The 26,570-nt window shown below is 67.3% G+C and carries 21 protein-coding genes and 2 pseudogenes; 3 read left to right on the top strand and 20 right to left on the bottom strand.

Annotation, left to right across the window (positions count from 1 at the left end; all coding sequences use genetic code 11):
* Position 1: 1 nt before the first annotated feature.
* The 3 genes from N5D20_RS00450 to N5D20_RS00440 are packed head-to-tail and all read right to left on the bottom strand — an operon-like array spanning position 2 to position 2,730.
* Positions 2-733 (bottom strand): LytTR family DNA-binding domain-containing protein, encoded by a 732-nt coding sequence (locus N5D20_RS00450; protein WP_143993675.1) that lies wholly within the window; start codon positions 731-733, stop codon positions 2-4.
* Entirely contained in the window at positions 730-1,779 is a 1,050-nt protein-coding gene (locus N5D20_RS00445; RefSeq protein WP_279914653.1) for a histidine kinase, read from the bottom strand. Before N5D20_RS00445 ends, N5D20_RS00450 begins: the two co-directional genes overlap by 4 nt.
* A gap of 24 nt (positions 1,780-1,803) precedes the next feature.
* Positions 1,804-2,730, bottom strand: a complete 927-nt coding sequence (locus N5D20_RS00440; protein WP_279914651.1) for an alpha/beta hydrolase — start codon at positions 2,728-2,730, stop codon at positions 1,804-1,806.
* A gap of 203 nt (positions 2,731-2,933) precedes the next feature.
* Between N5D20_RS00440 and metF the strand changes: the two genes are divergently transcribed.
* Positions 2,934-3,761, top strand: coding sequence for a methylenetetrahydrofolate reductase [NAD(P)H] (metF, locus tag N5D20_RS00435; RefSeq protein WP_004143823.1), 828 nt, complete (start codon positions 2,934-2,936; stop codon positions 3,759-3,761).
* A gap of 40 nt (positions 3,762-3,801) precedes the next feature.
* The gene (locus N5D20_RS00430) at positions 3,802-4,386 is read left to right on the top strand and encodes a DUF4124 domain-containing protein (protein ID WP_019338075.1); all 585 of its coding nucleotides are present in this window, start codon (positions 3,802-3,804) and stop codon (positions 4,384-4,386) included.
* A 44-nt stretch (positions 4,387-4,430) separates the two neighbouring features.
* Here N5D20_RS00430 and N5D20_RS00425 read toward each other — a convergent pair whose 3' ends face one another.
* The 3 genes and pseudogenes from N5D20_RS00425 to N5D20_RS00415 all read right to left on the bottom strand — a co-directional run bounded on the left by N5D20_RS00425 (position 4,431) and on the right by N5D20_RS00415 (position 9,457).
* The gene (locus N5D20_RS00425; RefSeq protein WP_279914650.1) at positions 4,431-5,387 is read right to left on the bottom strand and encodes a Nudix family hydrolase; all 957 of its coding nucleotides are present in this window, start codon (positions 5,385-5,387) and stop codon (positions 4,431-4,433) included.
* Positions 5,388-5,500: 113 nt separating this feature from the next.
* The gene (gene secA, locus N5D20_RS00420; RefSeq protein ID WP_279914648.1) at positions 5,501-8,233 is read right to left on the bottom strand and encodes a preprotein translocase subunit SecA; all 2,733 of its coding nucleotides are present in this window, start codon (positions 8,231-8,233) and stop codon (positions 5,501-5,503) included.
* Positions 8,234-8,500: 267 nt separating this feature from the next.
* Positions 8,501-9,457, bottom strand: a pseudogene (locus tag N5D20_RS00415) (M23 family metallopeptidase).
* A 12-nt stretch (positions 9,458-9,469) separates the two neighbouring features.
* Between N5D20_RS00415 and N5D20_RS00410 the strand changes: the two are divergent.
* Entirely contained in the window at positions 9,470-9,919 is a 450-nt protein-coding gene (locus N5D20_RS00410; protein WP_029379786.1) for a DUF721 domain-containing protein, read from the top strand.
* A 282-nt stretch (positions 9,920-10,201) separates the two neighbouring features.
* On the opposite strand, the gene lpxC is transcribed toward N5D20_RS00410, so the two are convergent.
* The 14 genes and pseudogenes from lpxC to rsmH form a co-directional block, all read right to left on the bottom strand.
* On the bottom strand, positions 10,202-11,113 hold the full coding sequence (gene lpxC / locus N5D20_RS00405; RefSeq protein WP_005408085.1) for a UDP-3-O-acyl-N-acetylglucosamine deacetylase: 912 nt from the start codon (positions 11,111-11,113) through the stop codon (positions 10,202-10,204).
* Positions 11,114-11,304: 191 nt separating this feature from the next.
* Positions 11,305-12,540: a cell division protein FtsZ gene (gene ftsZ / locus N5D20_RS00400; protein ID WP_043397963.1), complete on the bottom strand. Its 1,236-nt coding sequence runs from the start codon at positions 12,538-12,540 to the stop codon at positions 11,305-11,307.
* 170 nt (positions 12,541-12,710) lie between these two features.
* Positions 12,711-13,946: a cell division protein FtsA gene (ftsA, locus tag N5D20_RS00395; protein WP_005408083.1), complete on the bottom strand. Its 1,236-nt coding sequence runs from the start codon at positions 13,944-13,946 to the stop codon at positions 12,711-12,713.
* Positions 13,947-14,017: 71 nt separating this feature from the next.
* Positions 14,018-14,692: pseudogene (locus N5D20_RS00390) on the bottom strand (cell division protein FtsQ/DivIB); the annotation flags it as partial.
* Entirely contained in the window at positions 14,689-15,651 is a 963-nt protein-coding gene (locus N5D20_RS00385) for a D-alanine--D-alanine ligase (RefSeq protein ID WP_043397959.1), read from the bottom strand. The gene N5D20_RS00385 and the pseudogene N5D20_RS00390, both read right to left, overlap by 4 nt.
* Positions 15,648-17,084 (bottom strand): UDP-N-acetylmuramate--L-alanine ligase, encoded by a 1,437-nt coding sequence (murC, locus tag N5D20_RS00380; protein ID WP_010481926.1) that lies wholly within the window; start codon positions 17,082-17,084, stop codon positions 15,648-15,650. The genes N5D20_RS00385 and murC overlap by 4 nt, the downstream gene beginning before the upstream one ends.
* 40 nt (positions 17,085-17,124) lie before the next feature.
* Entirely contained in the window at positions 17,125-18,210 is a 1,086-nt protein-coding gene (murG, locus tag N5D20_RS00375) for an undecaprenyldiphospho-muramoylpentapeptide beta-N-acetylglucosaminyltransferase (protein ID WP_279914645.1), read from the bottom strand.
* Positions 18,207-19,526 carry a putative lipid II flippase FtsW gene (ftsW, locus tag N5D20_RS00370; protein ID WP_049411261.1) on the bottom strand — a complete coding sequence of 440 codons (1,320 nt, stop codon included), beginning with the start codon at positions 19,524-19,526 and terminating at the stop codon, positions 18,207-18,209. Before ftsW ends, murG begins: the two co-directional genes overlap by 4 nt.
* 1 nt (position 19,527) lies before the next feature.
* A complete protein-coding gene (gene mraY, locus N5D20_RS00365) occupies positions 19,528-20,613 on the bottom strand; it encodes a phospho-N-acetylmuramoyl-pentapeptide-transferase (RefSeq protein ID WP_010481929.1) in 1,086 nt (361 codons plus the stop codon).
* Complete coding sequence (murF, locus tag N5D20_RS00360; RefSeq protein WP_049411259.1) at positions 20,603-21,997, bottom strand: UDP-N-acetylmuramoyl-tripeptide--D-alanyl-D-alanine ligase; 1,395 nt, start codon at positions 21,995-21,997, stop codon at positions 20,603-20,605. Before murF ends, mraY begins: the two co-directional genes overlap by 11 nt.
* A complete protein-coding gene (locus tag N5D20_RS00355) occupies positions 21,994-23,502 on the bottom strand; it encodes a UDP-N-acetylmuramoyl-L-alanyl-D-glutamate--2,6-diaminopimelate ligase (RefSeq protein ID WP_029379787.1) in 1,509 nt (502 codons plus the stop codon). Before N5D20_RS00355 ends, murF begins: the two co-directional genes overlap by 4 nt.
* Complete coding sequence (locus tag N5D20_RS00350; RefSeq protein WP_049399810.1) at positions 23,499-25,343, bottom strand: penicillin-binding protein 2; 1,845 nt, start codon at positions 25,341-25,343, stop codon at positions 23,499-23,501. Before N5D20_RS00350 ends, N5D20_RS00355 begins: the two co-directional genes overlap by 4 nt.
* Entirely contained in the window at positions 25,340-25,603 is a 264-nt protein-coding gene (gene ftsL, locus N5D20_RS00345; RefSeq protein WP_005412242.1) for a cell division protein FtsL, read from the bottom strand. The genes N5D20_RS00350 and ftsL overlap by 4 nt, the downstream gene beginning before the upstream one ends.
* Positions 25,600-26,568: a 16S rRNA (cytosine(1402)-N(4))-methyltransferase RsmH gene (gene rsmH, locus N5D20_RS00340; RefSeq protein ID WP_010481940.1), complete on the bottom strand. Its 969-nt coding sequence runs from the start codon at positions 26,566-26,568 to the stop codon at positions 25,600-25,602. The genes ftsL and rsmH overlap by 4 nt, the downstream gene beginning before the upstream one ends.
* Positions 26,569-26,570 lie beyond the last annotated feature (2 nt).

The following is a 26,570-nucleotide window of genomic DNA, read 5'->3' as shown; positions in this document are numbered from 1 at the left end:
GCTACAACGCCATCCGCTCGCGCAGTTCACGTGCCTGCCGCCGCGACACTTCCACCTCACTGCCATCATCCAGCGTCAGCTCGTAACCATCGGCAATGCTGGGCGTTACGCCACGGATGCGGCGCAGGTTGACCAGGGTATTGCGGTTGGCACGGAAGAACAGATCCTGCGGCAGTCGTGCTTCCAACGCGCTCAGGCTGCGGGTCAGCAAGGCGTTCTGGTCGCGGAACCACAGCCGCGTGTAATTGCCATCCACCACCAGCCGGCGGATCTCGGAGACCGCCACGAACCAGCAGCGTTCTCCCTCGCGCACGAACACCTGGTCCTGCGCGCCCAGTGTGCTGCGCGGCTCCCGCGTTTCGCCCGCCACCACCTCGCGCTGGCGCGCCCGCTCCAGCGCCTCCAGCAAGCGTGGCGCCTCGACAGGCTTCACCAGATAATCCAGCGCATTGGCCTGGAACGCGCGCACGGCGTAGGTGTCGTAGGCGGTGACGAACACCACTGCAGGCACCGTCTCCAGGCCGTCCAGCACATCGAAACCACTGCCGGAAGGCATCTGCACGTCCAGCAGCACCAGGTCCGGCGCCAGCGTGGCGATCGCCTCGCGCGCGGCAGGCACATCGTCGGCTTCACCCACGCACTGCACCCAGGGCAACGCCGACAACAGCGTGCGCAGCTCCTGCCGTGCCAGCCGTGCGTCATCGACGATCAGTACACGCAGTACGCGACTCATTGCGGAATCTCCAGCAGGGCCTGCATGCGATCGCCGACCGGCTGCAGGGTGAAACGCCCGCGCGAACCGAGCTGCGCACGCAGGTAGGCCAGACCCACACCATGCCCGTGGGTGGGCTCGCTGGCATTGCCCAGCGGGTTGTCCACCTGAAGGCGCAACACGTCGTCGTCCAACGTGGCCCGGATCTCTATCCCGCCACCGCCGGGACGACTGGCGATGCCGTGCTTGATCGCATTCTCCACCAGCAGCTGCAGCGCCATCGCCGGCAACTGCGCCTGCAGGGCGTCAACATCGATGCGCCGAGCTACCTGCAGGCGCTGCTCGAAGTGGATCGCCTCGATCGCCAGATAGTCGTCCACCACCGCCAGTTCTTCGGCCAGCGTGACCTGCTCACTGCGGTTGTGCGCCAGCGCCTGGCGCAGCGTGCGCGACAGGCGCGTGACCATGTCGCGGGCGCGCTCGGGATCTTCCAGGATCAGCGCGCGCAGGTTGTTCAGCGCATTGAACATGAAGTGCGGGTTGAGCCGTGCGCGCAGTGCATCGCGCTCCAGTGCGCTGCGTTCGGCTTCGGCGCGCAGCCGGGCCAGTTCACTGTGGCGCGCCCGGCGCAGACCGTGCAGGCCGGCCCACAGGCCGGTCCACATCAGCAGGAACAGCGCGGTGTTCATCCAGTACACCAACAGCGAAGACCATCGGTAATCCGCGTGGCCACCGGGCAGCTGCACCCAGCCCAGTGCCAGCGCCGGCAGCAGCAGCGCCGCCGTCATCGCCTGTGCGACGCTGGCACCGGCCACCACACCGGCGGCCAGTTTCAACACCAGGCTGCCCAGGCTCCCCTCCCACCAGCGCTGGCGCAGCGCCACCGCGCGCAGCATGCCACTGCACAGCCACAGGCAGGCGGCCACGCTGACGGTGATCAACACGATGCCGCTGAACACCACGCCGCCGCCGATCCGCATCCCCGCCCACAGCCCGTACATCGCATAACCCGCCCATGCCAGTGCATTGAGCGTCCAGAAGCGGCGGGATGAGGTAGTGGCGTCCATGCGGGCTCTCGGCGAGGACAAGGGTCAGGGGTGCGCGGCGAGGAAACGCTGCACCTGCTCCTGCAGCCAGCGCGGATCATCCCACATCAGGAAGTGGAACCCCTGCGCGCTCATCGCGATCTGCACGCCCTGAAGCTTCGCGTACTGGGCCTGGAACACCGCGCGCGTGCTGGCCTCGGTGCCGCCCATCGGCTGGTAACCGGCCCAGCTGCCCAGCACCAGCGTCGGTGCGCTGATCGAGGCGATGCTGTCGCGCAGGTCGGTGGTCATCACCGCATGCATGGCATCGGCGGTGGTCTGGCGGTCACTGCCTTCGCCCCAGCGGCCCAGCTCGGCCTGGCGCTGCGGATCACGGGTCATGCCCGGAAGGCCGGCCTTCAACTGCGCCTGCCATTGCGCGGCGTCGGCAGCGAGCATGCCCTTGCGCAGCTGGTCGGCCATCGGCCGCACGCTGTCTGCGGTGGCCTTCGGGTCACGCGCGGCTGGCAGGAACGGCAGTGCATCGACCACCACCAGGCCGCTGACCGCCGCCGGCTCGGTCTGCGCCATCTGCAGGCCCAGCAGGCCACCCAGGCTGTGTCCGATCACCACCACCGGGCCCAGGTGCCGGTCATGCAGGTAGGCCAGCAGCTGCCCACGCATGGCCGGCAGGAACTCGGCCGGGCGCGGATCAGCGGCTTCGGCGCCGGCAAAGCCGGGCAGCTGCACCAGATGGCACTGCACGTCCTTCAGCGCCAGGCAGGTCTCGCGCCAGACCTCGGCGCTGCTGTTGAGACCGGGGATCATCAGCAGCGGACGGCCCTTGCCGACCACCTCGACCTGCACCTTGCCGGTGCCTGTGGCGGCCGCCGCATGGGCCGGACCGGAGCCAAGCACGGCCATCGCCATGCCGATCATCGCCAGCCGGGCCAAGGCCTTCATTGCGTACCACAGTGCCAGGAAGATCTTCATCGTCTGCTCCTTCGTCGGGTGGGTGGTGCCGGGATGGGAACAGCGTGCCGCCGGGCCAGTGCCCCCGGTTACGATTTCGGAGCAACGGCCGGACACCGGGGCGAACGGTCGCGTGCCACGGATGGCCTGCCCTCACGCAGCCGTCAAACATCCATCTTGATGAAGCGATATACTGACCCGCACCCGCCGCCACCGCCCGTGCCATGACTGCCATCAGCTTCGAGTTCTATCCGCCCAAGACCGACGAACAGCGCAGCCAGCTGGACCGCGCCGCGGCCAAGCTGAAGGACTACGGCCCCGAGTACGTGTCGTGTACCTTCGGCGCCGGTGGCTCGACCCTGAGCTACACCTCCGAAACCGTGCGCCATCTCAACCAGCACCACGGTTTCGATGCCGCGCCGCACCTGTCGTGCGTGGGCGGCACCCGCCAGGAAATCCGCGAGCTGCTCAAGCTGTACCGCGCCATCGGCTGCCGCCGCCTGGTCGCGCTGCGCGGCGACCTGCCGTCGGGCATGGGCTTTCCCGGCGACATGCGCTATGCCGCCGAACTGATCGACTTCATCCGCGCCGAGCACGGCGATGCGTTCCATATCGAAGTGGGCGCGTACCCCGAAACGCATCCGCAGGCCTCCGATGCACTGGCCGACCTGAAGCACTTCAAGGCCAAGATCGATGCCGGTGCCGATGCGGCGATCACCCAGTACTTCTTCAACCCGGACGCGTACTTCCATTTCGTCGACGAAGTGCGGCGGTTGGGCGTGCAGGTACCGATCACCCCCGGCATCATGCCGATCGCCAACTTCAGCCAGCTGCGTCGCTTCTCCGAACAGTGTGGTGCGGAGATTCCGCGTTGGATCAGCCGCAAGATGCAGGCCTATGGCGATGACGCGGAGTCAGTGCGCGCATTCGGCACTGAAGTGGTGGCCCGGCTGTGCCAGCGCCTGATCGAAGGCGGCGCACCCGGCCTGCACTTCTACACCCTGAACCTGGCCAAGCCGACCACCTCGGTGCTGAAGCTGCTGCAGGGCTGAGAGCACGACGCGCAAGCGTGATCGGCGCTACCCTGCAGGAATGATCCGGCTTTCCTTCCTGCTGTTGCTGCTGCCGCTGTGCGTGCTGTCGAGCGTCGCCCAGGCACAGTCCACGCGCCTGAACCGCTGTACCGATGCCCAGGGCCAGAGCGTGTATACCGACCGTCCCTGCGACAGCCTGGGTGCGCAGTCGCGGCTGCCGCCGCCTGCGCCCGCCGGCAACACCCTGCAGCGCGACACCCTGGGGGCACGCTGCCCGCGGCGACTGAGCGAACTGGTGGATGCGCTGCGTACTGGCATCCTCAGCAACGATGTGAACCGGCTGTCCTCGCTGTACCTGTGGGGCGCGGTCTCTGATGCGGGTGCGCAGCGCATCCTCGGCCAACTGGAATCGTTGGCGCGGCGGCCATTGGTGGACGTGGTGCCGGTGTATCCCTCGCAGGCGCTGCCGCAATCGCAGGATGAGGGCCAGAGCCCTGCTGCGCAGGGATCCGACTCTGTGGCCTCTGTGGCGCGGCATCCGATCGGCCTGCGCCTGGAACAGACCTTGCCCGGCAGCGTGTCGCGCGCTTCGACGGTGCTGGGGTTGCGGCGGCAGTACGGGTGTTTCTGGATCACGTTGTGATCGGGAGGGTCAGAGCCGCGCGTTGCGATGATCCGACCCTGACATCACGCCGGCCACAGCGCGCGAATGGCGGCGATGCCCTGCCCACCATGGCGACGCGCCTCACTGATGTGGCCACTACCCATGCCACCCAGCGCGTAGATCGGCAGTGACACCTGCGCACGCAGCTCGGCGAAGGCATCCCAGCCCAGCGGCACGGCATCGGGATGGCTGGCCGTGGCCTGCACCGGACCCAGCACGGCGAAGTCGCAGCCCAACTGCTGTGCGGCCTGCAGCTGCTGCAGGTCATGACAGGACGCGGCCACCAGCTGGCCTTCGGGCAGCGGACGCTGCGACAGCTCCAGCAGCTGTTCGCTGCCCAGATGCACGCCCACGCCCAGTGCGCGTGCCAGCTCGATATCGCGGTTGAGCAGCCACTGCACCCCGCTGCGACGATGCGCGCGCAGGGCCTGCTCGACCATCGCCTGCCGCTGCGGATGCGCCGATGGCAGCCGCAGCTGGATGCGCTGCTGGCCCGCGGCCACCGCGCGCTGCAGCTGTTCATGCCAATGCTGCATGCCGCCCTCATCATCGGCCGGCGCCGGGGTGATCAGGTAGCTGTCGGGCTGGCGCAGGGCGGCCACCACCGGCAGGTCTGCCGGCGGCATTGAATAGCGGCCCAGCTTGTCCGGCGCCACCCAGGTGATCGCCTGCCCTTCACGGCCGCGGGGGGTTCCCTTCCAGCTGCGCACGTGGCGCACTTCCAGGGTCAGGTGCTTGTCCGGGTAGCGCTGCGGCACGTCCATCAGCCACTCGCCGACATCGGCCTCGATGCCCAGTTCCTCGCGCAGCTCGCGCACCAGGGCCTGCTCGGAGGTCTCGCCGGATTCGCGCTTGCCGCCAGGGAATTCCCAAAGGCCGGCCATGTCGCGGTTCTCGGTACGGCGGTTGAGCAGCACGCGGCCACGGGCGTCGGTGATGACGGCGGCCACAACGTGGATCGATCGGGTGGGGGAAGGCATGGAGGAAGCATGCCCAGAACAGGGCGGCCCGCGCAATCTCGGATCGGGCCGGATCAGCCCTGCGAAACAGCCGCCCTAAAAGAAGAGCCCCGCTTTCGCGGGGCTCTTCGGGGTCAGCTCAGCTGGCCGTGGCAGTGCTTGTACTTCTTGCCACTGCCGCACGGGCATGGATCGTTGCGGCCGATCTTCGGCTCGTCGCGCTGCACCTGTGCGATGCCCTGCTGGGCAGCCTGCACCTGCGCGGCTTCCTCGTCGGCGCTGTAGCCGCCCACGTCCTGGTGCTGGAACTGCGACTGGCTCAGGCGGGCTTCGGCCTGCTGGCGTTCTGCCGCTTCCAGCGCCTGCACTTCCTCGTCGCTGCGGATGCGCACGCGCGACAGCAGGGTCACCACTTCGCGCTTGACGTTCTCCAGCATGTCCGAGAACAGTTCGAAGGCTTCCTTCTTGTACTCCTGCTTCGGCTGCTTCTGCGCGTAACCACGCAGGTAGATGCCCTGGCGCAGGTAATCCATGCGGGCCAGGTGCTCCTTCCAGCTCTGGTCCAGCACGGTCAGCATCACGTGCTTCTCCAGCGCGCGCATGGTCTCTTCGCCCACGCCAGCTTCCTTCTCGGCGAAGTGCTGGTTGACGCGCTCCTGCACCTTGGCGGCGATGGCTTCGGCGTCCAGCTCTTCGTGCGACTTGACCAGGTCGGTCAGCGACATCTGCAGGCCGAAGTCCGACTCCAGGGTCGCTTCCAGGCCACGCAGGTCCCACTGCTCGTCGATCGAGTTCGGCGGCACGAAGCGGGCCACCACGTCGAAGATCACGTCGTCGCGGATGCCGTCGACGTTGTCCTTCACCGACTCGGCGTCCAGCAGCTCGTCGCGCTGGGCGTAGATCACCTTGCGCTGGTCGTTGTTGACGTCGTCGAAGTCCAGCAGGTTCTTGCGGATGTCGAAGTTGTGGGCCTCGACCTTGCGCTGCGCCTTCTCGATCTGGCGGCTGACCAGGCGGTCCTCGATGACGTCATCTTCCTTCATGCCCATCATGCGCATGGCCTTCTGCACCCAGTCGGAGGCGAAGATGCGCATCAGGTTGTCTTCCAGCGACAGGTAGAAGCGGGACGAACCCGGGTCACCCTGGCGGCCCGAACGGCCACGCAGCTGGTTGTCGATACGGCGCGATTCATGGCGTTCGGTACCGACGATGTGCAGGCCGCCGGCAGCCTTGACGGCCTCGTGGCGCTTCTGCCATTCGGCCTTGACCGCGGCCTTCTGCTCGTCGGTGGCACCTTCGCCCAGCTCGTGGATTTCCGCTTCCAGCGAACCGCCCAGCACGATGTCGGTACCACGGCCGGCCATGTTGGTGGCAATGGTCACGGCCGCCGGACGGCCGGCATTGGCGACGATGGTCGCTTCGCGGTCATGCTGCTTGGCGTTTAGCACTTCGTGCTTCACGCCCGCCTTGCGCAGGTGCTCGGACAGCATTTCCGAGGTTTCGATCGAGGTGGTACCCACCAGCACCGGCTGGCCGCGCTTGGCGCACTCTTCGATGTCGGCCAGCACCGCATTGAACTTGCCCTTGCGGTTGAGGAACACCTGGTCCGGGCTGTCCTTGCGGATGGTCGGGCGGTTGGTCGGAATCACCACCACTTCCAGGCCGTAAATGCTCTGGAACTCGAAGGCTTCGGTATCGGCCGTACCGGTCATGCCGGACAGCTTCTTGTACATGCGGAACAGGTTCTGGAAGGTGATGCTCGCCAGCGTCTGGTTCTCGCGCTGGACCGGCACGCCTTCCTTCGCTTCCACCGCCTGGTGCAGGCCATCGGACCAGCGACGGCCGGACAGGGTGCGGCCGGTGAACTCATCGACGATGACCACTTCGCCATCGCGCACGATGTAGTCCACGTCACGCTGGTAGATCGCGTGCGCGCGCAGTGCGGCGTTGAGGTGGTGGACCACGGTCAGGTTCTGCGGCGCGTACAGGCCTTCGGTCTCGCCGTCGAGGATGCCGGCCTCGACCAGCAGCTGCTCGGCGTGCTCCATGCCCGCTTCTGACAGGTGCACCTGCTTGCCCTTCTCGTCGACCCAGAAGTCGCCTTCGCCGTCTTCCACTTCCTGCTTGACCAGGTTCGGCACGACGCGGTTGACGCGGATGTACAGCTCCGGGGAATCATCGGCCGGGCCGGAGATGATCAGCGGGGTACGCGCTTCGTCGATCAGGATGGAGTCGACTTCGTCGACGATGGCGTAGTGCAGGCCGCGCTGGTAGCGGTCGGCCTTGGACAGCGCCATGTTGTCGCGCAGGTAGTCGAAACCGAATTCGTTGTTGGTGCCGTAGGTGATGTCCGAGGCGTAGGCTTCGCGCTTGTCGCTGTGCGGCATGCCCGGGTAGACCACGCCCACGCTCAGGCCCAGCCAGTTGTACAGCTTGCCCATCTGCGCGGCGTCACGGCGCGCCAGGTAGTCGTTCACGGTGACCACGTGCACGCCCTTGCCTTCCAGCGCGTTGAGGTACACCGGCAGGGTCGCCACCAGGGTCTTGCCTTCACCGGTGCGCATTTCTGCGATCTTGCCCAGGTGAAGCACCATGCCGCCGATCAGCTGCACGTCGTAGTGGCGCATGCCCAGCACGCGGCGACCGGCCTCGCGGCAGACCGCGAACGCTTCCGGCAGCACCTTGTCCAGGGCTTCACCATTGGCAATGCGCTGCTTGAACTCCGGCGTCTTGGCCTGAAGCTGCTCGTCGGAAAGCTTCTCGATCTCCGGTTCCAGCGCATTGATCTTGGCGACGATGCGGTTGAGCTGGCGCAGCTGTCGTTCGTTACGACTGCCAAATACGCGGGTAAGCAGGCTGTTGATCATTGAAGGAACCGGGTTGGATGGACACGACGCCCGGCCTCCCCCTTGGGATCCGTCCGCCGCAAACGAAACAGGGCGCCTGGCGCCCTGTCGATGGCAACACCCATTGTAGCTTGGGACGGCCGTGAGGGGTTTCAACCCTTTGCGGTCGTCCAGGCGGCCGGGACCAGGGTCCTGGCGGCCGCGCTTCGCGCTCGCGGGGCATGGCCCCGCGCTACCGCCGGGATCCGACGGCGTGCCGGTAGCGCCGGGCCATGCCCGGCGTTGGGTTCAACCGCGGCTGATGCGGCCAACCGGCGTATTGCCGCCGTCGCCAAGGAACTTGCGCGGGTTGACCACGTTGCCGTTCTCCCACACCTCGAAGTGCACGTGGGCGCCGGTCGAACGACCGGTGGAACCGGCCTTGGCCACTTCCTACCCGGCACGGACCAGGTCGCCGACCTTCACCACCAGGCGCGAATTGTGCGCGTAGCGGGTGACGTAGCCGTTACCGTGGTCGACGTCGACCACGTTGCCGTAGCCGCCCTTGACGCCGGCGAAGCTGACCACGCCTTCGGCCACGGCCATCACCGGGTCACCGACCTTGGCGTGGAAGTCCATGCCCTTGTGGGTGGCGGCACCGCGGCCGAACGGGTCGGCACGGGTGCCGAAACCGGAGGTCACATAGCTGTTGCGGATCGGCATGCGCGAGGGCACGGCGTTCTGCTGCAGCTGGTGGTCGAACATCAGCGATTCCATCACCGACAACTGGCGGCCTGAAGCAGCGAAGCGCTGCTCCAGCACCTGTAAGTCGGCGTTGACGTCCTTGACCGGGATGTCGCTGGTCGGGCCGCCGGCGTCACCGTCACCGAGGCCGGGGGTCTCGTTGAAGTCGAACTCGCCGTCTTCCAGCTTGCCCATCTGGGTCAGCCGTTCGCCGAGGGCGTTGAGGCGTGTGGCCTGGGCCTGCAGCTCGCCGAGGCGGGCCGCCAGCGCGTTGACCTGGGTCTGCGCATCGCGCTTGACCTTGGCCAGCTCCGCATCCTGGCGCTCGACCTTGGCCTGCAGGCGGGAGTCATTCAGCGCGCTGGCGCCAATGCCACCGGCAAGGCCGATAATGCAGCCTACCCCGAGCACGCTGCCCAGCAGGGCGCGGGGGCGGTCCTCGAAATAGAACCGCAAACGCGCGATGGGCGACGATTTGGCCTGTCCTTCACGCGTTTTGATTACGATCTTTTTGAATGCCATCAGTGAGTTTTCATGTCTGAGCCGAAATCCAGCGTTCGCCCCGCGTCAGTGCCGAAGCCGGCGCTGGATGCGGTGATGGCGGACAAAAGCGGGAACCCGCTGCGGCGTGCCTTGTGGCTCGACGCGCTGGACCGTCAGTTGCGCCCCCAGTTGCCGCCACCTCTGCGCAGCCGTTGCCGGCTGGCCAATGTGGACGGGGAACACCTCGTTTTTCTCGTCGAGTCCCCGGTCTGGCATGCCAAGTTGCGGCTTGCCGAAGCCCAGTTGCTCGACGCGGCCCGTTCCATCGGGCTGAAGGCCACCAAGGTGACCATCAAGACTGCGTCTCCCACTCCCACGCGCTCCCCAGCGCTCGACAACCGGAATGGACCCCACGCAGTTTCAGCCGCCACGCACAAAGGGCTACGCGACGCCTTGGCTTGCCTGCAGGACGTTCCTTCGAAGCCGAAGAAGCGGTCCTGACGACAACGGAGCATCCGGCTCCGCTCCCCGTCGCACGTGTCACCACGGCGTGAAACATTTCGGGGGCCGGGTCGCATCCTAGCTGCCATCCGGGGGCCTGTCGTTAGATTGTTGTTAAAACTACGTTAAATTCAGGCTTCCGATCCAACAGGTTCACAAAACCGTGACCTCGAACCGGCCTTGATGCGCGTCAAGCATGCTGAATGCGACGAAGATACCTGAAACGACAACGCCGCCCTGGAAGGCGGCGTTTTTGTCTTTCAATTCAACAACCTGCAGAAATCAGGCGTAGGCCGGAGTGGCATATTCGACCGGATCCGGCGTGGCCGGCGAGTCGAAGCTGACCCATTCCCAGGCGGTGGCATCGGCCATCAGCGCGCGCACCAGCTTGTTGTTGAGCGCGTGACCCGACTTGAAGCCCTCGTAGGCACCCAGCACCTGGCCACCGGCCAGATAAAGGTCGCCGATCGCGTCGAGGATCTTGTGGCGCACGAATTCGTCGGCGTAGCGCAGGCCGTCTTCGTTGAGCACGCGGAACTCGTCCAGCACGATGGCGTTGTCCATCGAACCGCCCAGGCCCAGGTTGCGCTCGCGCATGTATTCCAGGTCGCGCATGAAGCCGAAGGTGCGCGCGCGGGAGATTTCCTTGGTGTAGGCCAGCGTCGAGAACTCGATTTCCTGGCGCGACTGCTTGGCCGGGATCATCGGGTGGTCGAACTGGATGGTGAAGCCCAGCTTGTAGCCCTCGTACGGGCTGAAGCGGGCCACCTTGTCGCCCTCGGTCACTTCCACGGTCTTCAGCACGCGGATGAAGCGCTTGGGCGCATCCTGTTCCACGATGCCCGCCGACTGCAGCAGGAACACGAAGGGGCCGGCCGAACCGTCCATGATCGGCAGCTCGGCCGAGGACAGTTCGACGATGATGTTGTCCACACCCAGGCCGGCCAGCGCCGACATCAGGTGTTCGACGGTCTGGATCTTGGCGTCGTTGCAGGTCAGGCCGGTGCACAGGGTCACTTCGGTGACCAGCTCGGCCTTGGCCGGCACTTCCACCACCGGGTCCAGGTCCACGCGGCGGAACACGATGCCATGGTTGACCGGTGCCGGGCGCAGGGTCATGTAGACCTTGTCACCGCTGTGCAGGCCAACGCCGGTGGCGCGGATCGTGTTCTTGAGGGTGCGTTGCTGGATCATGGGGGATGGACCGGAAGTGACACATTAGATTAACACGCAAGGTCCCCTACCCCGGCTGAAAGCAGGCAGGACGCACCGGCGCGCCAATGGGACGCACATGAAGCAGGGCGGCCGGGCCCATCCTGGCCCGGCGCCCGCATTTTCAGGACATGGTGGCGCAACCCGGGGAGGACAACCCCGGGCCGCCCCGCTCAGTCCGCCTGGCGGCGCAGGAACGCCGGGATGTCCAGGTAGTCGTTCGGCAGTTCCGCCGCAGCCGGTGCCGAAGCCGCCGGGGCCGACGGGGCCGAAGCCGCTGCGGTATCGCTGCTGGCACGACGCAGGCCCAGGCCCATGCCACCGACGGCCTTGGACACAGCGTCGCCGCCGTTGTCGAAGTCACCGAATTCCGGCTGGCCGGTGGTGGCATTGCGGACCAGCTTGATCGGCGCACGCTCGCCCGGACGCTGGGTCTTGCTGGCCGACACGCGGTTCAGGCCGGTAGCGACCACGGTCACGCGCACTTCGTCCTGCATGTCCGGATCCAGCACGGTACCGACCACCACGGTGGCGTCTTCGGAAGCGAAGCCATCGATGGTGCGGCCGATCTCGTCGAACTCGGCCATGGTGAAGTCCGCACCGGCGGTGATGTTGACCAGGATGCCGTTGGCACCGGCCAGGTTCACATCGTCCAGCAGCGGGTTCTGGATCGCGGCTTCGGCGGCGGCCTGGGCGCGGTCATCACCACGCGCGGTGCCGGTACCCATCATCGCCAGGCCCATTTCGGACATGACGGTGCGCACGTCGGCGAAGTCGACGTTGATCAGGCCCGGACGCACGATCAGGTCGGCGATGCCCTGCACGGCGCCCTGCAGCACGTCGTTGGCGGCACGGAAGGCCTGGATCATGGTCGCGTTGCGGCCCAGCACGGTGATCAGCTTCTCGTTCGGGATGGTGATCAGCGAGTCGCAGTGCTGGCTCAGTTCCTCGATGCCCTTCAGCGCCACCTGCATGCGGCGACGGCCTTCGAACGGGAACGGCTTGGTGACCACGGCCACGGTCAGGATGCCCATTTCCTTGGCCAGCTGTGCCACCACCGGTGCCGCGCCGGTGCCGGTGCCACCGCCCATGCCGGCGGTGATGAAGACCATGTCCGCGCCCTGCAGCGCGTCCATGATGCGCTCACGGTCTTCCAGCGCGGCCTGGCGGCCGACTTCCGGATTCGCGCCTGCGCCCAGGCCCTTGGTCACGTTGGTACCCAGCTGCAGCTGCAGCTTGGCACCACAATTCTTGATGGCCTGCGAGTCGGTGTTGGCGGTGATGAATTCCACGCCATCCACCGCCGAGTTGACCATGTGCGCCACGGCATTGCCGCCGCCGCCGCCCACGCCAACCACCTTGATCACCGCATTGGGTGCCATCTTTTCGATCAGTTCAAAATGCGCCATGTCCGTGTCCTCGTTGTATCCGCTTTGGCTGGCATGGGCATTCGGGCGTCCTGCCGTCCTGCTGCATGCCAACGTTGCGGCTGTGTGGGTTGTGTGTTGCCGGTGTTGCCTTGTGATGCGGGTACTGCGGGTACTGCGACCGGGCCAGGCCCGGTATTACGGGTTCCGCGTCAGAACTCGCCGCGGAACCAGGTCTTGAGTTTCTTGAACATGCTTCCAGCGCGCCCGGTCGGCAGCGACGGCCGGCGCGGATGCTCGATCTGGCTGCCCATCAGCAGCAGGCCCACGCCGGTGGCATGCACCGGGTTGCCGACTACTTCGCCGAGGCCGGTGACGTGCTGCGGAATGCCCACGCGCACCGGCATCTGCAGCATTTCCTCGGCCAGCTCGACCACGCCTTCCATCTTCGAAGCGCCACCGGTCAGCACCATGCCGGCGCGCACCAGTTCCTCGAAGCCGGAGCGGCGCAGTTCGGCCTGCACCATCTCGAAGATCTCCTCGTAACGACCCTGCACCGCCTGCGCCAGCGAGTGGCGCGGCATGCGACGCGGCGGGCGGTCACCCACCGACGGCACCTGGATGCTCTCCTCGGCGGTGGCCAGCTGGGCCAGGGCGCAGGCGTAACGCACCTTGATCTGCTCGGCTTCCGGGGTCGGCGTGCGCAGCATGTGCGCGATGTCGTTGGTGACGTGGTCGCCGGCGATCGGCAGCGAGGCGGTGTGGCAGATCGCGCCCTGCACGAACACCGCGATGTCGGTGGTGCCGGCGCCCATGTCGACCAGCACCACGCCCAGCTCGCGCTCGTCAGCAGTCAGCACCGCCACGCTGGAGGCCAGCGAGGACAGCACCAGGTCATCCACCTGCAGGCCGCAGCGCTGCACGCACTTGCTGATGTTGGCCGCGGCCGACTGCGCGCACACCACCAGGTGCGCGTGCACCTCCAGGCGCACGCCGGTCATGCCGACCGGGTTGCGGATGCCTTCCTGCGAGTCGTCCAGCACGTACTCGCGCGGGATCGCGTGCAGGATCTTCTGGTCGGCCGGAATCGCCACCGCCTTGGCCGCATCGAGCACGCGATCCAGGTCGCCCCAGGTCACTTCCCCGTCGCGGATCGGCACGATGCCCGGCGAATTCTTGCACTGCACGTGGTTGCCGGAGATCGAGGCGTACACCGAGCGGATCTCGCAGCCGGCCATCAGCTCGGCTTCTTCCACCGCGCGCTGGATCGACTGCACGGTCGATTCGATGTCCACCACCACGCCGCGCTTCAAACCGCGCGACTCGTGCGAGCCAATGCCGATCACTTCGATCGGGTTGCCCGGCGAATACTCGCCCACCAGCGCCACCACCTTGGAGGTGCCGATGTCCAGGCCAACGATCAGCGATTTGTCACCCTTGCGATTCATGTCCTTTCCTGCGTCCTGCTGGCTGGGGTCGCCGGCGTTTTCGCCGGCGTGGCCGGGGTACCCCAGCTCAGCGTGAAACCATTGGTGTAACGGAGGTCGGCGCGCTCGATCGGCGCGTCCTGACGGTTCAGCTGCGGCAGCACCTTGACGAAGCGCTGCATGCGCGAGCGCGCGTCGTCGCGGCCCACCACCACTTCGGTGCCGTTGCTCAGCACCAGCGACCAACTGCCGCGTGCATCCATCGTCACCCGGCGCACGTCGACGCCGGCCGGTGCGAACAATGCACGCGAGTCGCTGTACAGCTTCATCACTTCTTCTGTCTGGCTGTCGGGGCCATCCAGTTCGGGCAGCGCCAGGTCGGCCAGCTTCTTCGGCGTGGGGAACAACTTGCCCTGCTCGGAAACCAGGCGGTCGCTGCCCCAGCGCGCGAACGGCTTGTGCTCGACCAGGGTCACTTCCAGCACGTCCGGCCACTGCTTGCGCACCTGCGCGCTTTCCACCCACGGCAGCTGTTCCAGCGCATCCTGCGCGTCCTGCAGCTTGACCGCGAAGAAGCCGGCGCGCGCGTACGGCAGCAGCACCTGCTGCAGCTGTTCGGCCGGCACCCGCTTGAACTCACCATGCACGCGCAGCTTCGCCAGCGGCCAGCGCTCGGCGCCGACCCAGCCATTGACCACGGCCACCACCGGCAGTGCAACCACCGACAGCGCCAACAGCCAGACGAAGATGCGCAGCACCGCGTTCATGCGTGCGAGGCCTCCAGGGTCTGTTCCAGCACGCGCCACACCAGCTCTTCGAAGCTGATGCCGGCCTGGCCCGCGGCCTTGGGCACCAGCGAATGGCTGGTCATGCCCGGCGCGGTGTTCACTTCCAGCAGGAAGAAGCGGCCGCTGCTGCGATCGCGCATCACGTCCACGCGGCCCCAGCCACGGCAACCGGCGGCACGGAATGCAGCCAGCGCGATGCGCCGGATTTCTTCTTCGTCGTCACCGTCCAGGCCCGGGCACAGATACTGGGTGTCTTCGGCGATGTACTTGGCGTTGTAGTCGTACCACTGGCCCTTGGGCACGATGCGGATCGACGGCAGCGCGACATCCCCCAGGATGGCCACGGTCAGTTCGTCGCCCACCACCATCTGCTCCATCAGCAGCTGGCCGTCGTAGCGCGCGGCCAGCGCCACGGCCTCATCCAGGCCTGCATCGTCGGTGACCCGGCTGATGCCCACGCTGGAACCTTCGTTGGCCGGCTTCACCACCACCGGCAGGCCCAGTTCGGCGGCATTGGCGTGCACGTCCTCGGCAGTGACCTTGCGGTACTGCGGGGTCGGCAGGCCCAGCGACAGCCACACCTGCTTGGTGCGGATCTTGTCCATGCTCAGCGCCGAACCCAACACGTCCGAGCCGGTGTACGGCACGCCGAAGGCGTCCATCAGGCCCTGCACGATGCCGTCCTCACCACCACCGTTGTGACCATGCAGGATGTTGAACACGCGATCGATGCCACCGGCGGCCAGCGCCTTGGCCAGCGCAGGGATGCCGTCCACGGCAAACGCATCGACGCCGCGTGACTGCAGGGCTTCGAGCACGTTGCGGCCGGAATCCAGCGATACCTCGCGTTCGCTGGAGGTGCCACCGAGCAGCACGGCGACGCGGCCGAAGCGAGCCGGGTCGGTCACGTGCAGCGGCGGGAAGGTCAGCGTGCTCACGCCTCGCCCTCCCCCTTGAAGCCTTCCACCGCGATGTGGGTGGCCACGGCGCCGATGTCGCCCGCCCCCATCATCAGCAGCAGGTCACCGTCCTGCAGTACGTCCGGCAGCACGCTGGCCAGTTCGGCGGCCTTGCCCACCACCACCGGCTCGCTGCGGCCGCGCGCACGGATGGCACGGGCCAGCGCGTGCGAGTCGGCACCGGCAATCGGCTCTTCACCGGCCGGGTAGACCTCGCTCAGCACCAGCGCGTCGACGCTGGACAGCACCGCGGCGAACTTGTCGAACTGGTCGCGGGTACGGCTGTAGCGGTGCGGCTGGAAGGCCACCACCAGGCGCTTGTCGGCCCAGCCACCGCGGGCGGCGGCGAACACGGCTTCCAGCTCGCTCGGGTGATGACCGTAGTCGTCGATGATGCGGACCTTGGCACCGCTGGCGGTGGTCACTTCGCCCAGATCGTTGAAGCGACGGCCGACACCGGCAAAGGCTTCCAGCGCGCGTGCAATGGCATCCGGCGCCACGCCCAGCTGCCAGCCCACCGCAGCGGCGGCCAGCGCGTTCAACACGTTGTGCTTGCCCGGCAGCGCCAGCACCACTTCCTGGCTGGTGCCCTGCGGCAGGCGCAGGGTGAAGCGCATGCGCGAGCCTTCCTGCACCACGTTCTCGGCGCGCACGTCGGCCTGCGGGCTCATGCCGTAGCTCATCACGTGGCGCGGGGTCTTGGCGGCCAGTGCAGCCACTTCCGGGTCGTCGATGCACAGCACCGCCAGGCCGTAGAACGGCAGGCGCTGCAGGAACTCGGCGAACGCCGCCTGCACGCGGGCGAAGTCGTTGCCGTAGTTCTCCAGATGATCGGCATCGATGTTGGTGATGATCGACATCAGCGGATTCAGGCGCAGGAAGCTGCCATCGCTTTCGTCGGCCTCGGCCACCAGCCACTGCCCACCGCCCAGCTTGGCGTTGGCGCCGGCAGCCAGCAGCTGGCCACCGATCACGAAGGTCGGGTCCAGGCCACCTTCGCTCAGCACCGCAGCGGTGAGGCTGGTGGTGGTGGTCTTGCCATGGGTACCGGCCACGGCAATGCCGCGGCGGAAGCGCATCAGTTCGGCCAGCATCGCTGCGCGCGGCATGATCGGAATGCGCTGGCTGCGCGCTTCCATCAGTTCCGGGTTGTCTTCGCGGATGGCGCTGGAGACCACCACGCAGTCGGTGCCCAGCACGTTGGCCGCCGAGTGGCCGCGCATGATGCGCGCACCCAGGCTGGCCAGGCGGCGGGTCGCCACGTTGTCGGCGTTGTCCGAGCCGGACACTTCATAGCCCAGCGTCAGCATCACTTCGGCGATACCGCTCATGCCGGTGCCGCCGATGCCGACGAAATGCACGCGCGGGAATGCGCGCACCAGGTCGTTGGTGTCGTGCAGGCGGCGGATCATGCGCGGCCTCGCGCAGGGCAGGCGCGGTGGCATGCCTTCTTCATACAGCTTCCTCAAGAATGATATCGGCGATGCGCTCGGCGGCATCGACCTTGGCCAGGGCACGCGCGGCTTGCGCCATCTGCATGCGGCGGGCGGGATTTTCGGACAGATCGCGCAGCAGTGCGGCAATGCCGTCGGCCAGCGTTCCGTCCTGCTTCAGCAACACCGCCGCGCCGCGCTCGACCAGGTACTCCGCATTGCGGGTCTGGTGATCGTCGACGGCGGCAGGGAATGGCACCAGTACGCTGCCGACACCGACCGCGCACAGCTCGGCCAGCGTCGACGCGCCGGCACGGCACACGACCAGATCGGCCCAGGCGAAGGCTTCGGCCATGTTCGCGATGAACGGGGTGATTTCAGCCTGCACGCCGGCCTTGGCATACGCCTCGACCGCTTCGGCATGCAGCTTCTCGCCGCTCTGGTGGCGCACCTGCACCGGCACGCTCGTGCCCAGCGCAGCAATCGCCTGCGGCACGCCGGTGTTGAGCGCACGCGCGCCCTGGCTGCCACCGACCACCAGCACACGCAGCGGGCCGTGACGGTCGGCGAAGCGCTGTTCCGGCGGTGCGATGGCGGCGATCTCCGCACGCACCGGGTTGCCGACGAACTCCTCGCGCGCGGCGAAGGTACCGGGGAAGCCGGTCAGCAACCGGCGCGCATAGCGCGACAGGATGCGGTTGGTCATGCCGGGCGCGCGATTCTGTTCGTGCACCAGCAGCGGCAGGCCATGCAGGCGCGTGGCCATGCCGCCAGGGCCGGAGGCGAAGCCGCCGAAGGCGACCACCGCACGCGGCTGGCGCTTGCGGATGATCATGCCGGCCGCGCGCAGCGCGCGCATCAGCCGCCACGGCGCGCCCAGCAGGGCCAGCTTGCCCTTGCCGCGCAGGCCGGTGATGGCCAGCGTGTCGATCGGAATGTCGTGCTGCGGCACCAGGCGCGTTTCCATCGCACCATCGGCGCCCATCCAGGTGACCGGCACGCCGCGCTGGCGCAGCACGCGGGCCACGGCCAGGCCGGGGAAGATGTGACCGCCGGTGCCACCGGCCAGGATCATCACCGGGCGGGCGTTGGAAGCACTGCTCATGACAGCCTCCCGAAGGTCGGTTCGATGCGCGACTGCAGGCGGCTGGTGCCACGCGCAGCGTTCGGCGCAGCGGCAGCCACCGGCTCGGCGCTCATCGGCACGCTGGCGGCCACCGGCGCGGCGGGCCCGTCCATCGGCTCGGCAGCGGCGTCTTCGGCGCCGCCGATGCGCACGGCCTGGCGGCGCTCGGCGCGCTTGAGCTCATAGGACACGCGCAGCAGCAGGCCCATCGCCACGCAGGTCATCAGCACCGACGAACCGCCGGAGGAGATCAGCGGCAGGGTCAGGCCCTTGGTCGGCAGGATGCCCAGGTTCACGCCGATCGAGACGAAGGTCTGCATGCTGATCCACAGGCCGATGCCGAACGCGATATAGCCGGAGAAGTGGCGCTTCATTTCCACGCAGCGCATGCCCAGCCAGAAGGTGCGGCCGACCAGCAGCGCATACAGCGCCACGATCACGCAGGTGCCCAGGAAGCCGAATTCCTCGGCGGTGACCGAGAAGATGAAGTCGGTGTGCGCTTCAGGCAGGTAGTACAGCTTCTGCACCGAGTTGCCCAGGCCGACGCCGGTCCACTCGCCACGGCCCACCGCCATCAGCGCGTTGGACAGCTGGTAGCCGTCGCCCTGCTGGTCGGCCCACGGGTCCAGGAAGGAGGTGATGCGGCGCATGCGGTACGGCTCGATGATCGCCAGCGCGCTCATGCCGACCAGGCCGATGATCACCGGCATCGACATGCGCGGCATGTTCACCCCGCCCAGCACCAGCATGCCGGCGGTGATCGCCAGCAGCAGGGTGGACGAACCGAAGTCCGGCTGCAGCAGCAGCAACAGCACCAGCGCACCGGCCACGCCCAACGGCTTGAGCATCGCGGGCCAGGTCGCGTTGACCTCGTCGCGGAAGCGCACCAGATAGCTGGACAGCCAGACGATGTAGAGCACCTTCACCGCTTCCACCGTCTGGAACTTGGAGATGCCCAGGTTGATCCAGCGGCGTGCGCCGTTGACCGTGCTGCCCAGGCCCGGTGCGAACACCGCCAGCAGCAGCACGAAGCAGCCCAGCAGCAGCATCTGGTTGTACTGCTCGATGGACTTCAGTTCAGTGCGGGCGGCCACGACCGCCAGCACGATGCCCACCGCCAGGAAGATCAGGTGGCGGTTGAGGTAGTAGAACGGGCTGCTCATCAGCGCGATCGAACTGGACGCCACCATCACCACGCCAATGCCCGTGAGCGCGATGATCGCGCCCAGCAGCCACTTGTCGTAGCTGCCTTCGATGGCTTCAAGGCGTGTTGCCTGGCGGGACAGGTCGTTCATCTCAGCGCACCTTCAACGTGGCCAGGCCGATCAGCACGAGCACGACGGAGATGATCCAGAAGCGCACGATCACGCGCGGCTCCGGCCAGCCCTTCAGTTCGAAGTGGTGATGGATCGGCGCCATGCGGAACACGCGCTTGCCGGTCAGCTTGAACGAGGCGACCTGGATCATCACCGACAGCGTTTCGATGACGAACACGCCGCCCATGATCACCAGCACCAGTTCCTGGCGGGTGATCACCGCGATCGTGCCCAGCACCGCACCCAGCGCCAGTGCACCGATGTCGCCCATGAACACCATGGCCGGATAGGTGTTGAACCACAGGAAGCCGAGGCCCGCACCGGCGATGGCCGCGCAGATGATGACCAGCTCGCCGGCGCCCGGGATCTGCGGGATCTGCAGGTAGTTGGCGAACACCACGTTGCCCGAGGCGTAGGCGAACACACCCAGCGCGCAGGCCACCAGCACGGTCGGCATGATCGCCAGGCCGTCCAGGCCGTCGGTCAGGTTCACCGCGTTGGAGAAACCGACGATCCAGAAGTAGGCGATGGCCACGAAGCCGATGCCGGCCAGCGGCAGCGCGATCGACTTGAACATCGGGATGTAGAAGGTCAGCGCCGCCGGCACGTCGGCCGTGTAGAACAGGAACAGGCCCGCGGCCAGGCCGAAGATCGACTGCAGCAGGTACTTCCAGCGCGACTTCAGGCCGTTCGGGTCGCGGCGGACGATCTTGATCCAGTCGTCATACCAGCCGATGGCGCCGAAGCACAGCATCACCGCCAGCACCAGCCACACGTAGCGGTTGCGCAGGTCAGCCCACATCAGCACCGACAGGGTGATGGTGAGCAGGATCAGCGAACCGCCCATGGTCGGTGTGCCGGCCTTGGAGAAATGGGTCTGCGGACCGTCCTTGCGGATCGGCTGGCCGCCCTTGAACTGGGCAAGCTTGCGGATCATCGCCGGGCCGAGCCACAGCGACAGGAACAGGGCCGTCAGCGCGGCAAGGATGGCGCGGAACGTCTGGTAGTTGAACAGCCCGAACAGGCTCTCCAACTGCTGCAACCATCGAGCCAGTTCATACAACATGCGGGGATTCCTCTCCTTGCGCCAGCAGCGCTTTGACAATCGTGTCCATGGCGCTGCCACGGGAACCCTTGACCAGGCAGCGCACGCCGGCGTGCAGCTCGTCCTTCAGCGCCTGCGACAGCGCGTCATGGGTGGCGAAATGACGGCCGCCTTCGCCGAAGGCGGTGGCGGCAGCGGCGCTGAGCGGGCCCAGCGCATACAGGCGCTTGAGGCCAGCAGCGCGCGCGCGGAGCCCCGCCTGCGCGTGCAGTGCTTCAGCGTCCGGCCCCAGCTCGCGCATGTCGCCCAGCACCAGCCAGCCCTCTTCCGGGGCTGCGGCCAGGGCATCGATGGCCGCAGCCAAGGAGCCGGGATTGGCGTTGTAGCTGTCATCCACCAGCACCGCGCCGTTGCGCAGCTGATGGGCGATCTGCCGACCCGGCACCGGCTGTGCCTCGGCCAGGCCGGCGGCAATCAGCGCGAGATCGACACCGGCGGCCAGCGCCAGGCTGGCCGCGGCCAGTGCATTGCTGACGTTGTGGCGCCCCGGCAGGCCGAGCACCACGCGGGCTTCACCGGCCGGCGAAACCAGGGTGAACTGGCTGCCCTGCGCACCGGCGCGGATGTCGCGCGCGGTCACGTCGGCGGTATGTTCCAGGCCATAGCGCAGCACGCGGCAGCGCGGCGGAGTGCCGACGAAATGCTGTTCGAACCAGCGGCCGTAGGCATCGTCGGCGTTGATCACCGCCACACCATCGGCCGGCAATGCGGCATAGATCGCGCCCTTGGTCACTGCCACGCCGAGCAGGCTGCCCATGCGTTCCAGATGGGCCGGGGCGATGTTGTTGACCAGCGCATAGCGCGGGCGGGCGATATCGGTCAGGTAGGCGATGTCACCCGGCTTGCCAGCGCCCATCTCGTAGACGGCGTAGTCGGCATCTTCCGGCGCATCGATCACCGCCAGCGGCAGGCCGATCTCGTTGTTGCGGTTGCCCGGGTTGGCGTAGACCACCTTGTGCGCGTGCTGTGCCACCTGCTGCAGGATCGACAGCAGCAGGCTCTTCACGCTGGTCTTGCCGTTGCTGCCGGTGATCGCGAACACCTCGGTGCCGCGGTCACGCTGCATGCCGGTGGCGATCTTCGCCAGCGCCAGTTCACTGTCGGCCACCAGCACCTGCGGCAGCTCGATCGGCAGCAGGCGCTCGACCAGCAGCGCACTGGCACCGCGCGCCTGTGCGTCGGCGGCGAAATCATGGCCGTCAAAACGCTCGCCGCGCAGCGCCACATACAGGCTGCCCGGACCGAGGCTGCGGGTGTCATGGCTGACCGCATCGATGGCCACGTCGTCGCCGTGGATCTCGCCGCCGGCCCAGTGTGCGATCAGCGAAAGCAGGGTGCGCTTCATGCGATGCCCTCCCCGGCCTGCGAGCTCAGAACACCGGCCTTGGCAGCCAACGCAGCGGCGGCCACTTCGGTGTCGTCGAAGTCATGGCGTACGCCATTTACTTCCTGGTATGGCTCGTGGCCCTTGCCGGCAATCAGGATGATGTCGCCGGCACCGGCGCGCTTCACCGCCAGGCCGATCGCACGCGCGCGGCTGCGCTGCACGGTCACGGCATCGGCATTCTGGAAGCCCGCCAGGATGTCGGCCACGATCACGTCGCCATCCTCGCCACGCGGGTTGTCGTCGGTGACGATGACCTGGTTGGCCAGGCGCTCGGCGATCGCGGCCATCTGAGGACGCTTGCCGGTATCGCGCTCGCCACCGCAGCCAAAAACGCAGAACAGCGCGCCGTGCAGGTGGCCGTGCAGGCTGTCCAATGCCTGTTCCAGCGCGTCCGGGGTATGTGCGTAATCGACCACCACGGTCGGCAGGCCGTCTTCGCCGCCGAGGCGGTTCATGCGGCCGCGGATCGGCTGCAGCGCCGACAGCACTTCAGCGATGCGTGGCAGCGGCTGGCCCTGTGCATGCAGGGTTCCGGCCACGGCCAGCAGGTTGTCCACGTTGAACCGGCCCAGCAGCGGCGACTGCACCGCGGCACGTTGGCCGTCGATGACCAGTTCGAACGCAATGCCTCGGCCATCCAGCTGTAGCGCTTCAGCGCGCACGCTGGCATCGCTGGCACCACGCGAGCTCAGTCCGATCGGCTGCACGCCCGCCGGCAGGCCGGCAAACAGCTGGCGGCCGAAGGCGTCGTCAAGATTGATCACCGCAGCCTTCAGGCCCGGACGATGGAACAGCCGCGCCTTGGCCGCGCCGTAGCTGGCCATGTCGCCGTGGTAATCCAGATGATCGCGGGTAAGGTTGGTGAACACCGCCACGTCGTAATGCACGGCATCGACGCGGCCCTGGTCCAGCGCGTGCGAGCTGACTTCCATCGCCACCGCGCGCGCACCGGCGTCGCGCAGCTGCGCCAGCAGCGCATGCATCTGCAGCACCAGCGGCGTAGTGAAACCGGTCGGTTCAACCGCACCATAAAGTCCGGCGCCCAGCGTGCCGATACTGCCACTGGGCGTGCCGAGCAGGTGCCAGGCCTGGGCCAGCAGCTGCACGGTGGAGGTCTTGCCGTTGGTGCCGGTCACGCCCACCATCGCCATCGCCCGCGACGGTGCGCCATGGAACTGGTCGGCCATCGCCCCCATGCGCGCACGCAGGCCCGGCACCGCGATCGCATCGGCCGGGGCCGGCAACTCGGCAGGGGCCGGCGGCTCGAACAGGATGGCGCCAGCGCCCGCCGCGCGGGCCTGCTCGACAAAGCCCAGGCCATGCGCGCCGAAACCGGCGATGGCGACGAAGGCATTGCCGGGGCGCACGGCGCGGCTGTCCAGCACCAGGCCGGTCAGAACGGGATCATGGCCCGCCAGGGCCACGTCCGGAAGCAACTGCGAAAGCAACATCGAAGGACTCATTGCGTGCCTCCCGTAGCGGGCGGCGTCTGGGCTTGCGCGCTGGGCAGCGCAGCGTCGAATTCAGCGGCGGCATCCACCGGCAGCGCAGCCTCTGCGGGCGGCGCAGGCAGGATCGAGGCCGAGTGGCCGACCTTGCCGGACTGCTGTGCGGCCAGCCACGACTGCAGGTCGTCCAGCGGCACGTCCATCAGGCGCAGAGTGCCTTCCATCACGTTGTGGTAGACCGGCGCCGACACCAGGCCACCGTAGAACTTGCCGGCCTGCGGGTCGTTGATGACGATGACGGTGGCGAAGCGCGGGTTGGTGGCCGGCACCACGCCGGCAAACAACGCGTTGTAATGGCCACGCTCGTAACCACCCGGGCCGGTCTTGCGCGCGGTACCGGTCTTGCCGGCCACGCGGTAGCCCAGCACCGCCGCCTGCTTGGCGCCGCCCTGGGTAACCACCGTTTCCATCATCGCCACCACCTGCCTGGCGACGCTCTCATCGATGATCTGATGCGCTTCGTTGCGCTGGCCTTTGACGAAGGTCGGCGCGATCAGCTTGCCGCCATTGGCCAGCGCCGAATAGGCGGTGGCGATCTGCAGCGGCGTCACGTTCAGGCCGTAGCCGTATGACATGGTGGTCTTGGTGGCACCGTCCCAATTGGCCGGGCGTCGCACCACGCCACCGGATTCACCCGGGAAGCCGCTGTGCGGCACCGAGCCATAGCCGAAGCGGCGCACGCCGTCATAGAACACCTGGTCCGGCATCTTCGCCGCAACCTTGGCCGCGCCGATATTGGAACTGCGGGTGATCACACCGGTCACGTTCAACACGCCGTTGTTGCGCGGCACGTCGCGGATGGTGAAGCGGGCCACCTGCATGTAACCCGGGTTGGTATCGATGATGGTGTCCTTGGTCACCGCACCGGCCTGCAGCGCGGTGGCGATGGTCAGCGGCTTCATCGTCGAACCCGGCTCGACCAGATCGGTCACCGCACGGTTGCGGCGCGCATCGGGCAGCGCGCCGGTCAGCGAATTCGGGTTGTAGGTCGGCAGGTTGACCATGGCCAGGATCTCGCCGGTGGTCACGTCCATGATCACCATCGAACCGCCGGCCGCCTTGTTGGCCACCAGCGCGTTGCGCAGTTCCTTGAACGCCAGGTACTGGATGCGGCGATCGATGCTGAGGGTCAGGTCCTTGCCCGGTTCAGCAGCGCGCAGCAGATCGCTCTCGACGGTTTCGCCCTTGCGGTTGCGGATGACCCGCTTCGCACCGGCCTTGCCGCGCAGCCATTCGTCGAAGGCCAGCTCCAGGCCTTCCTGGCCGCGGTCGTCAATGTTGGTGAAGCCCAGCACGTGCGCCATCGCTTCGCCCTGCGGGTAGAAGCGGCGGAACTCGCGCTGCGCGGCCACGCCCGGAATCTTCAGCGCGACCACCTTTTCTGCCTCGTCCGGATTGATCCGGCGGCGCAGGTACATGAATTCCTTGTCCGACTTCTGCGACAGGCGGCTGCTCAGCTCGTCCACCGACATGCCGACCGCCTGGGCCAGCTCCGGAATGCGCTCGGGCGAGCGCAGCAGGTCCTGCGGGTTGACCCAGATCGAGGCGACCGGGGTGGATACCGCCAGCGGCTCGCCGTTGCGGTCGGTGATCATGCCGCGCGAGGTCTTGATCGGCAGCTCGCGCAGGTAACGGGCCTCGCCCTGGCGCTGGTAGAAGTCGCTATTGATGATCTGCACGTAGGCGGCACGACCGACCAGCGACACCGAGCACAGGCCGAGCGCCAGCGCGACCCAGCGCAGGCGCTGGCGCAGGTTGAAGGCGTTGCGCGGGCGGTTGCGGCCGGTCTTGCTCATGGCCGCACCACCACGATGTCGGCGGCCTCGGGGAACTTCATGCCGAGCTTCTCGCGGGCGATGCGATCGACACGGTTGGCTTCGGCCAGGGTCGCCTGCTCCAGCTGCAGGCGGCCGAATTCCAGATTGATGTCATCGCGCTTGCGCTCGGCGCGCGACAACTCGATGAACGTCTGCCGGTGACGGTGACGCACGAACACGACGCCGATCGCCGAGGCCACGGTGGAAGCCAGCAGGATGATCAGCAGCAGCCGGCTCATGCATCGGCCTCCCGCTTCTGCGCCACGCGCAGCACGGCGCTGCGGGCGCGCGGGTTGGCGGCCAGCTCTTCGTCGGTGGCCTTGATGGCACCGCCGATCAGGTCCAGCGTCGGCACGAACGCGACCGCCTCGGGCAGGCGGCGATTGGCCGGCGGCGCCTTGGCCAGGCGGTTCATGTACTGCTTGACGATGCGGTCTTCCAGCGAATGGAAGCTGATCACCGCCAGGCGGCCACCGGGCTTGAGCCGTTCCACCGCCGCATCGAGCCCGGCTTCCAGATCGGCCAGCTCGCGGTTGATGTGGATGCGGATGGCCTGGAAGCTGCGCGTGGCTGGGTGGATCTTGTCCTTGCCCCGCGGCATCACCGAGGCAATCAGCTCGGCCAGTTCGGCGGTGCGGGTGAACGGCTGCTTCTCGCGGCGGGCCACAATGGCACGGGCGATGCGGCGGCTCTGCCGCTCTTCGCCGTAGGTCCACAGCACGTCGGCAATCTCGCGGTCTTCCACGCGGTTGATCCACTGCGCGGCGCTTTCGCCGCTGTCCGGATCCATGCGCATGTCCAGCGGGCCGTCCTTGCCGAAGCTGAAACCCCGCTCGGCCACGTCCAGCTGCGGCGACGACACACCCAGGTCGAACAGCACGCCGTCCAGGCCCTCGGCCGTCGCATCCCACTGCAGCAGCTGGGCGAAGCTGCCACGGAAGATGGACACGCGCGGGTCCGGCGCGAAATCGCGCTCGGCAACGGCGATGGCTTCCGGATCCTTGTCCATGACCAGCAGGCGCCCCTCGGGACCAAGCTGGGTGAGCACGCCACGTGCATGACCGCCACGACCGAACGTGCCATCCAGATAACGTCCGTTTTCGATCACCCTCAGGCCTTCGATGACCTGGGTGTACAGGACCGGCAGGTGCACCGCCGGCGACTGCGACACCGGAAGGTGACCGGCCTGCGCTTCTGGGCGCATCC

This window comes from Stenotrophomonas sp. GD03877 (assembly GCF_029840555.1).
GTDB classification, from domain to species: Bacteria; Pseudomonadota; Gammaproteobacteria; order Xanthomonadales; family Xanthomonadaceae; genus Stenotrophomonas; species Stenotrophomonas geniculata.
The sequence above is the reverse complement of the archived record's forward strand: the minus strand, read 5'-3'. Positions and strand labels throughout refer to the sequence as shown.

What these genes read in the sequence shown, in the direction of transcription:
- N5D20_RS00450 (WP_143993675.1), bottom strand. Translation starts at nt 733, where the DNA reads ATGAGTCGCGTACTGCGTGTACTGATCGTCGATGACGCACGGCTGGCA.
- N5D20_RS00445 (WP_279914653.1), bottom strand. Translation starts at nt 1,779, where the DNA reads ATGGACGCCACTACCTCATCCCGCCGCTTCTGGACGCTCAATGCACTG.
- N5D20_RS00440 (WP_279914651.1), bottom strand. Translation starts at nt 2,730, where the DNA reads ATGAAGATCTTCCTGGCACTGTGGTACGCAATGAAGGCCTTGGCCCGG.
- metF (WP_004143823.1), top strand. Translation starts at nt 2,934, where the DNA reads ATGACTGCCATCAGCTTCGAGTTCTATCCGCCCAAGACCGACGAACAG.
- N5D20_RS00430 (WP_019338075.1), top strand. Translation starts at nt 3,802, where the DNA reads ATGATCCGGCTTTCCTTCCTGCTGTTGCTGCTGCCGCTGTGCGTGCTG.
- N5D20_RS00425 (WP_279914650.1), bottom strand. Translation starts at nt 5,387, where the DNA reads ATGCCTTCCCCCACCCGATCGATCCACGTTGTGGCCGCCGTCATCACC.
- secA (WP_279914648.1), bottom strand. Translation starts at nt 8,233, where the DNA reads ATGATCAACAGCCTGCTTACCCGCGTATTTGGCAGTCGTAACGAACGA.
- N5D20_RS00410 (WP_029379786.1), top strand. Translation starts at nt 9,470, where the DNA reads ATGTCTGAGCCGAAATCCAGCGTTCGCCCCGCGTCAGTGCCGAAGCCG.
- lpxC (WP_005408085.1), bottom strand. Translation starts at nt 11,113, where the DNA reads ATGATCCAGCAACGCACCCTCAAGAACACGATCCGCGCCACCGGCGTT.
- ftsZ (WP_043397963.1), bottom strand. Translation starts at nt 12,540, where the DNA reads ATGGCGCATTTTGAACTGATCGAAAAGATGGCACCCAATGCGGTGATC.
- ftsA (WP_005408083.1), bottom strand. Translation starts at nt 13,946, where the DNA reads ATGAATCGCAAGGGTGACAAATCGCTGATCGTTGGCCTGGACATCGGC.
- murC (WP_010481926.1), bottom strand. Translation starts at nt 17,084, where the DNA reads ATGATCCGCCGCCTGCACGACACCAACGACCTGGTGCGCGCATTCCCG.
- murG (WP_279914645.1), bottom strand. Translation starts at nt 18,210, where the DNA reads ATGAGCAGTGCTTCCAACGCCCGCCCGGTGATGATCCTGGCCGGTGGC.
- ftsW (WP_049411261.1), bottom strand. Translation starts at nt 19,526, where the DNA reads ATGAACGACCTGTCCCGCCAGGCAACACGCCTTGAAGCCATCGAAGGC.
- mraY (WP_010481929.1), bottom strand. Translation starts at nt 20,613, where the DNA reads ATGTTGTATGAACTGGCTCGATGGTTGCAGCAGTTGGAGAGCCTGTTC.
- murF (WP_049411259.1), bottom strand. Translation starts at nt 21,997, where the DNA reads ATGAAGCGCACCCTGCTTTCGCTGATCGCACACTGGGCCGGCGGCGAG.
- N5D20_RS00355 (WP_029379787.1), bottom strand. Translation starts at nt 23,502, where the DNA reads ATGAGTCCTTCGATGTTGCTTTCGCAGTTGCTTCCGGACGTGGCCCTG.
- N5D20_RS00350 (WP_049399810.1), bottom strand. Translation starts at nt 25,343, where the DNA reads ATGAGCAAGACCGGCCGCAACCGCCCGCGCAACGCCTTCAACCTGCGC.
- ftsL (WP_005412242.1), bottom strand. Translation starts at nt 25,603, where the DNA reads ATGAGCCGGCTGCTGCTGATCATCCTGCTGGCTTCCACCGTGGCCTCG.
- rsmH (WP_010481940.1), bottom strand. Translation starts at nt 26,568, where the DNA reads ATGCGCCCAGAAGCGCAGGCCGGTCACCTTCCGGTGTCGCAGTCGCCG.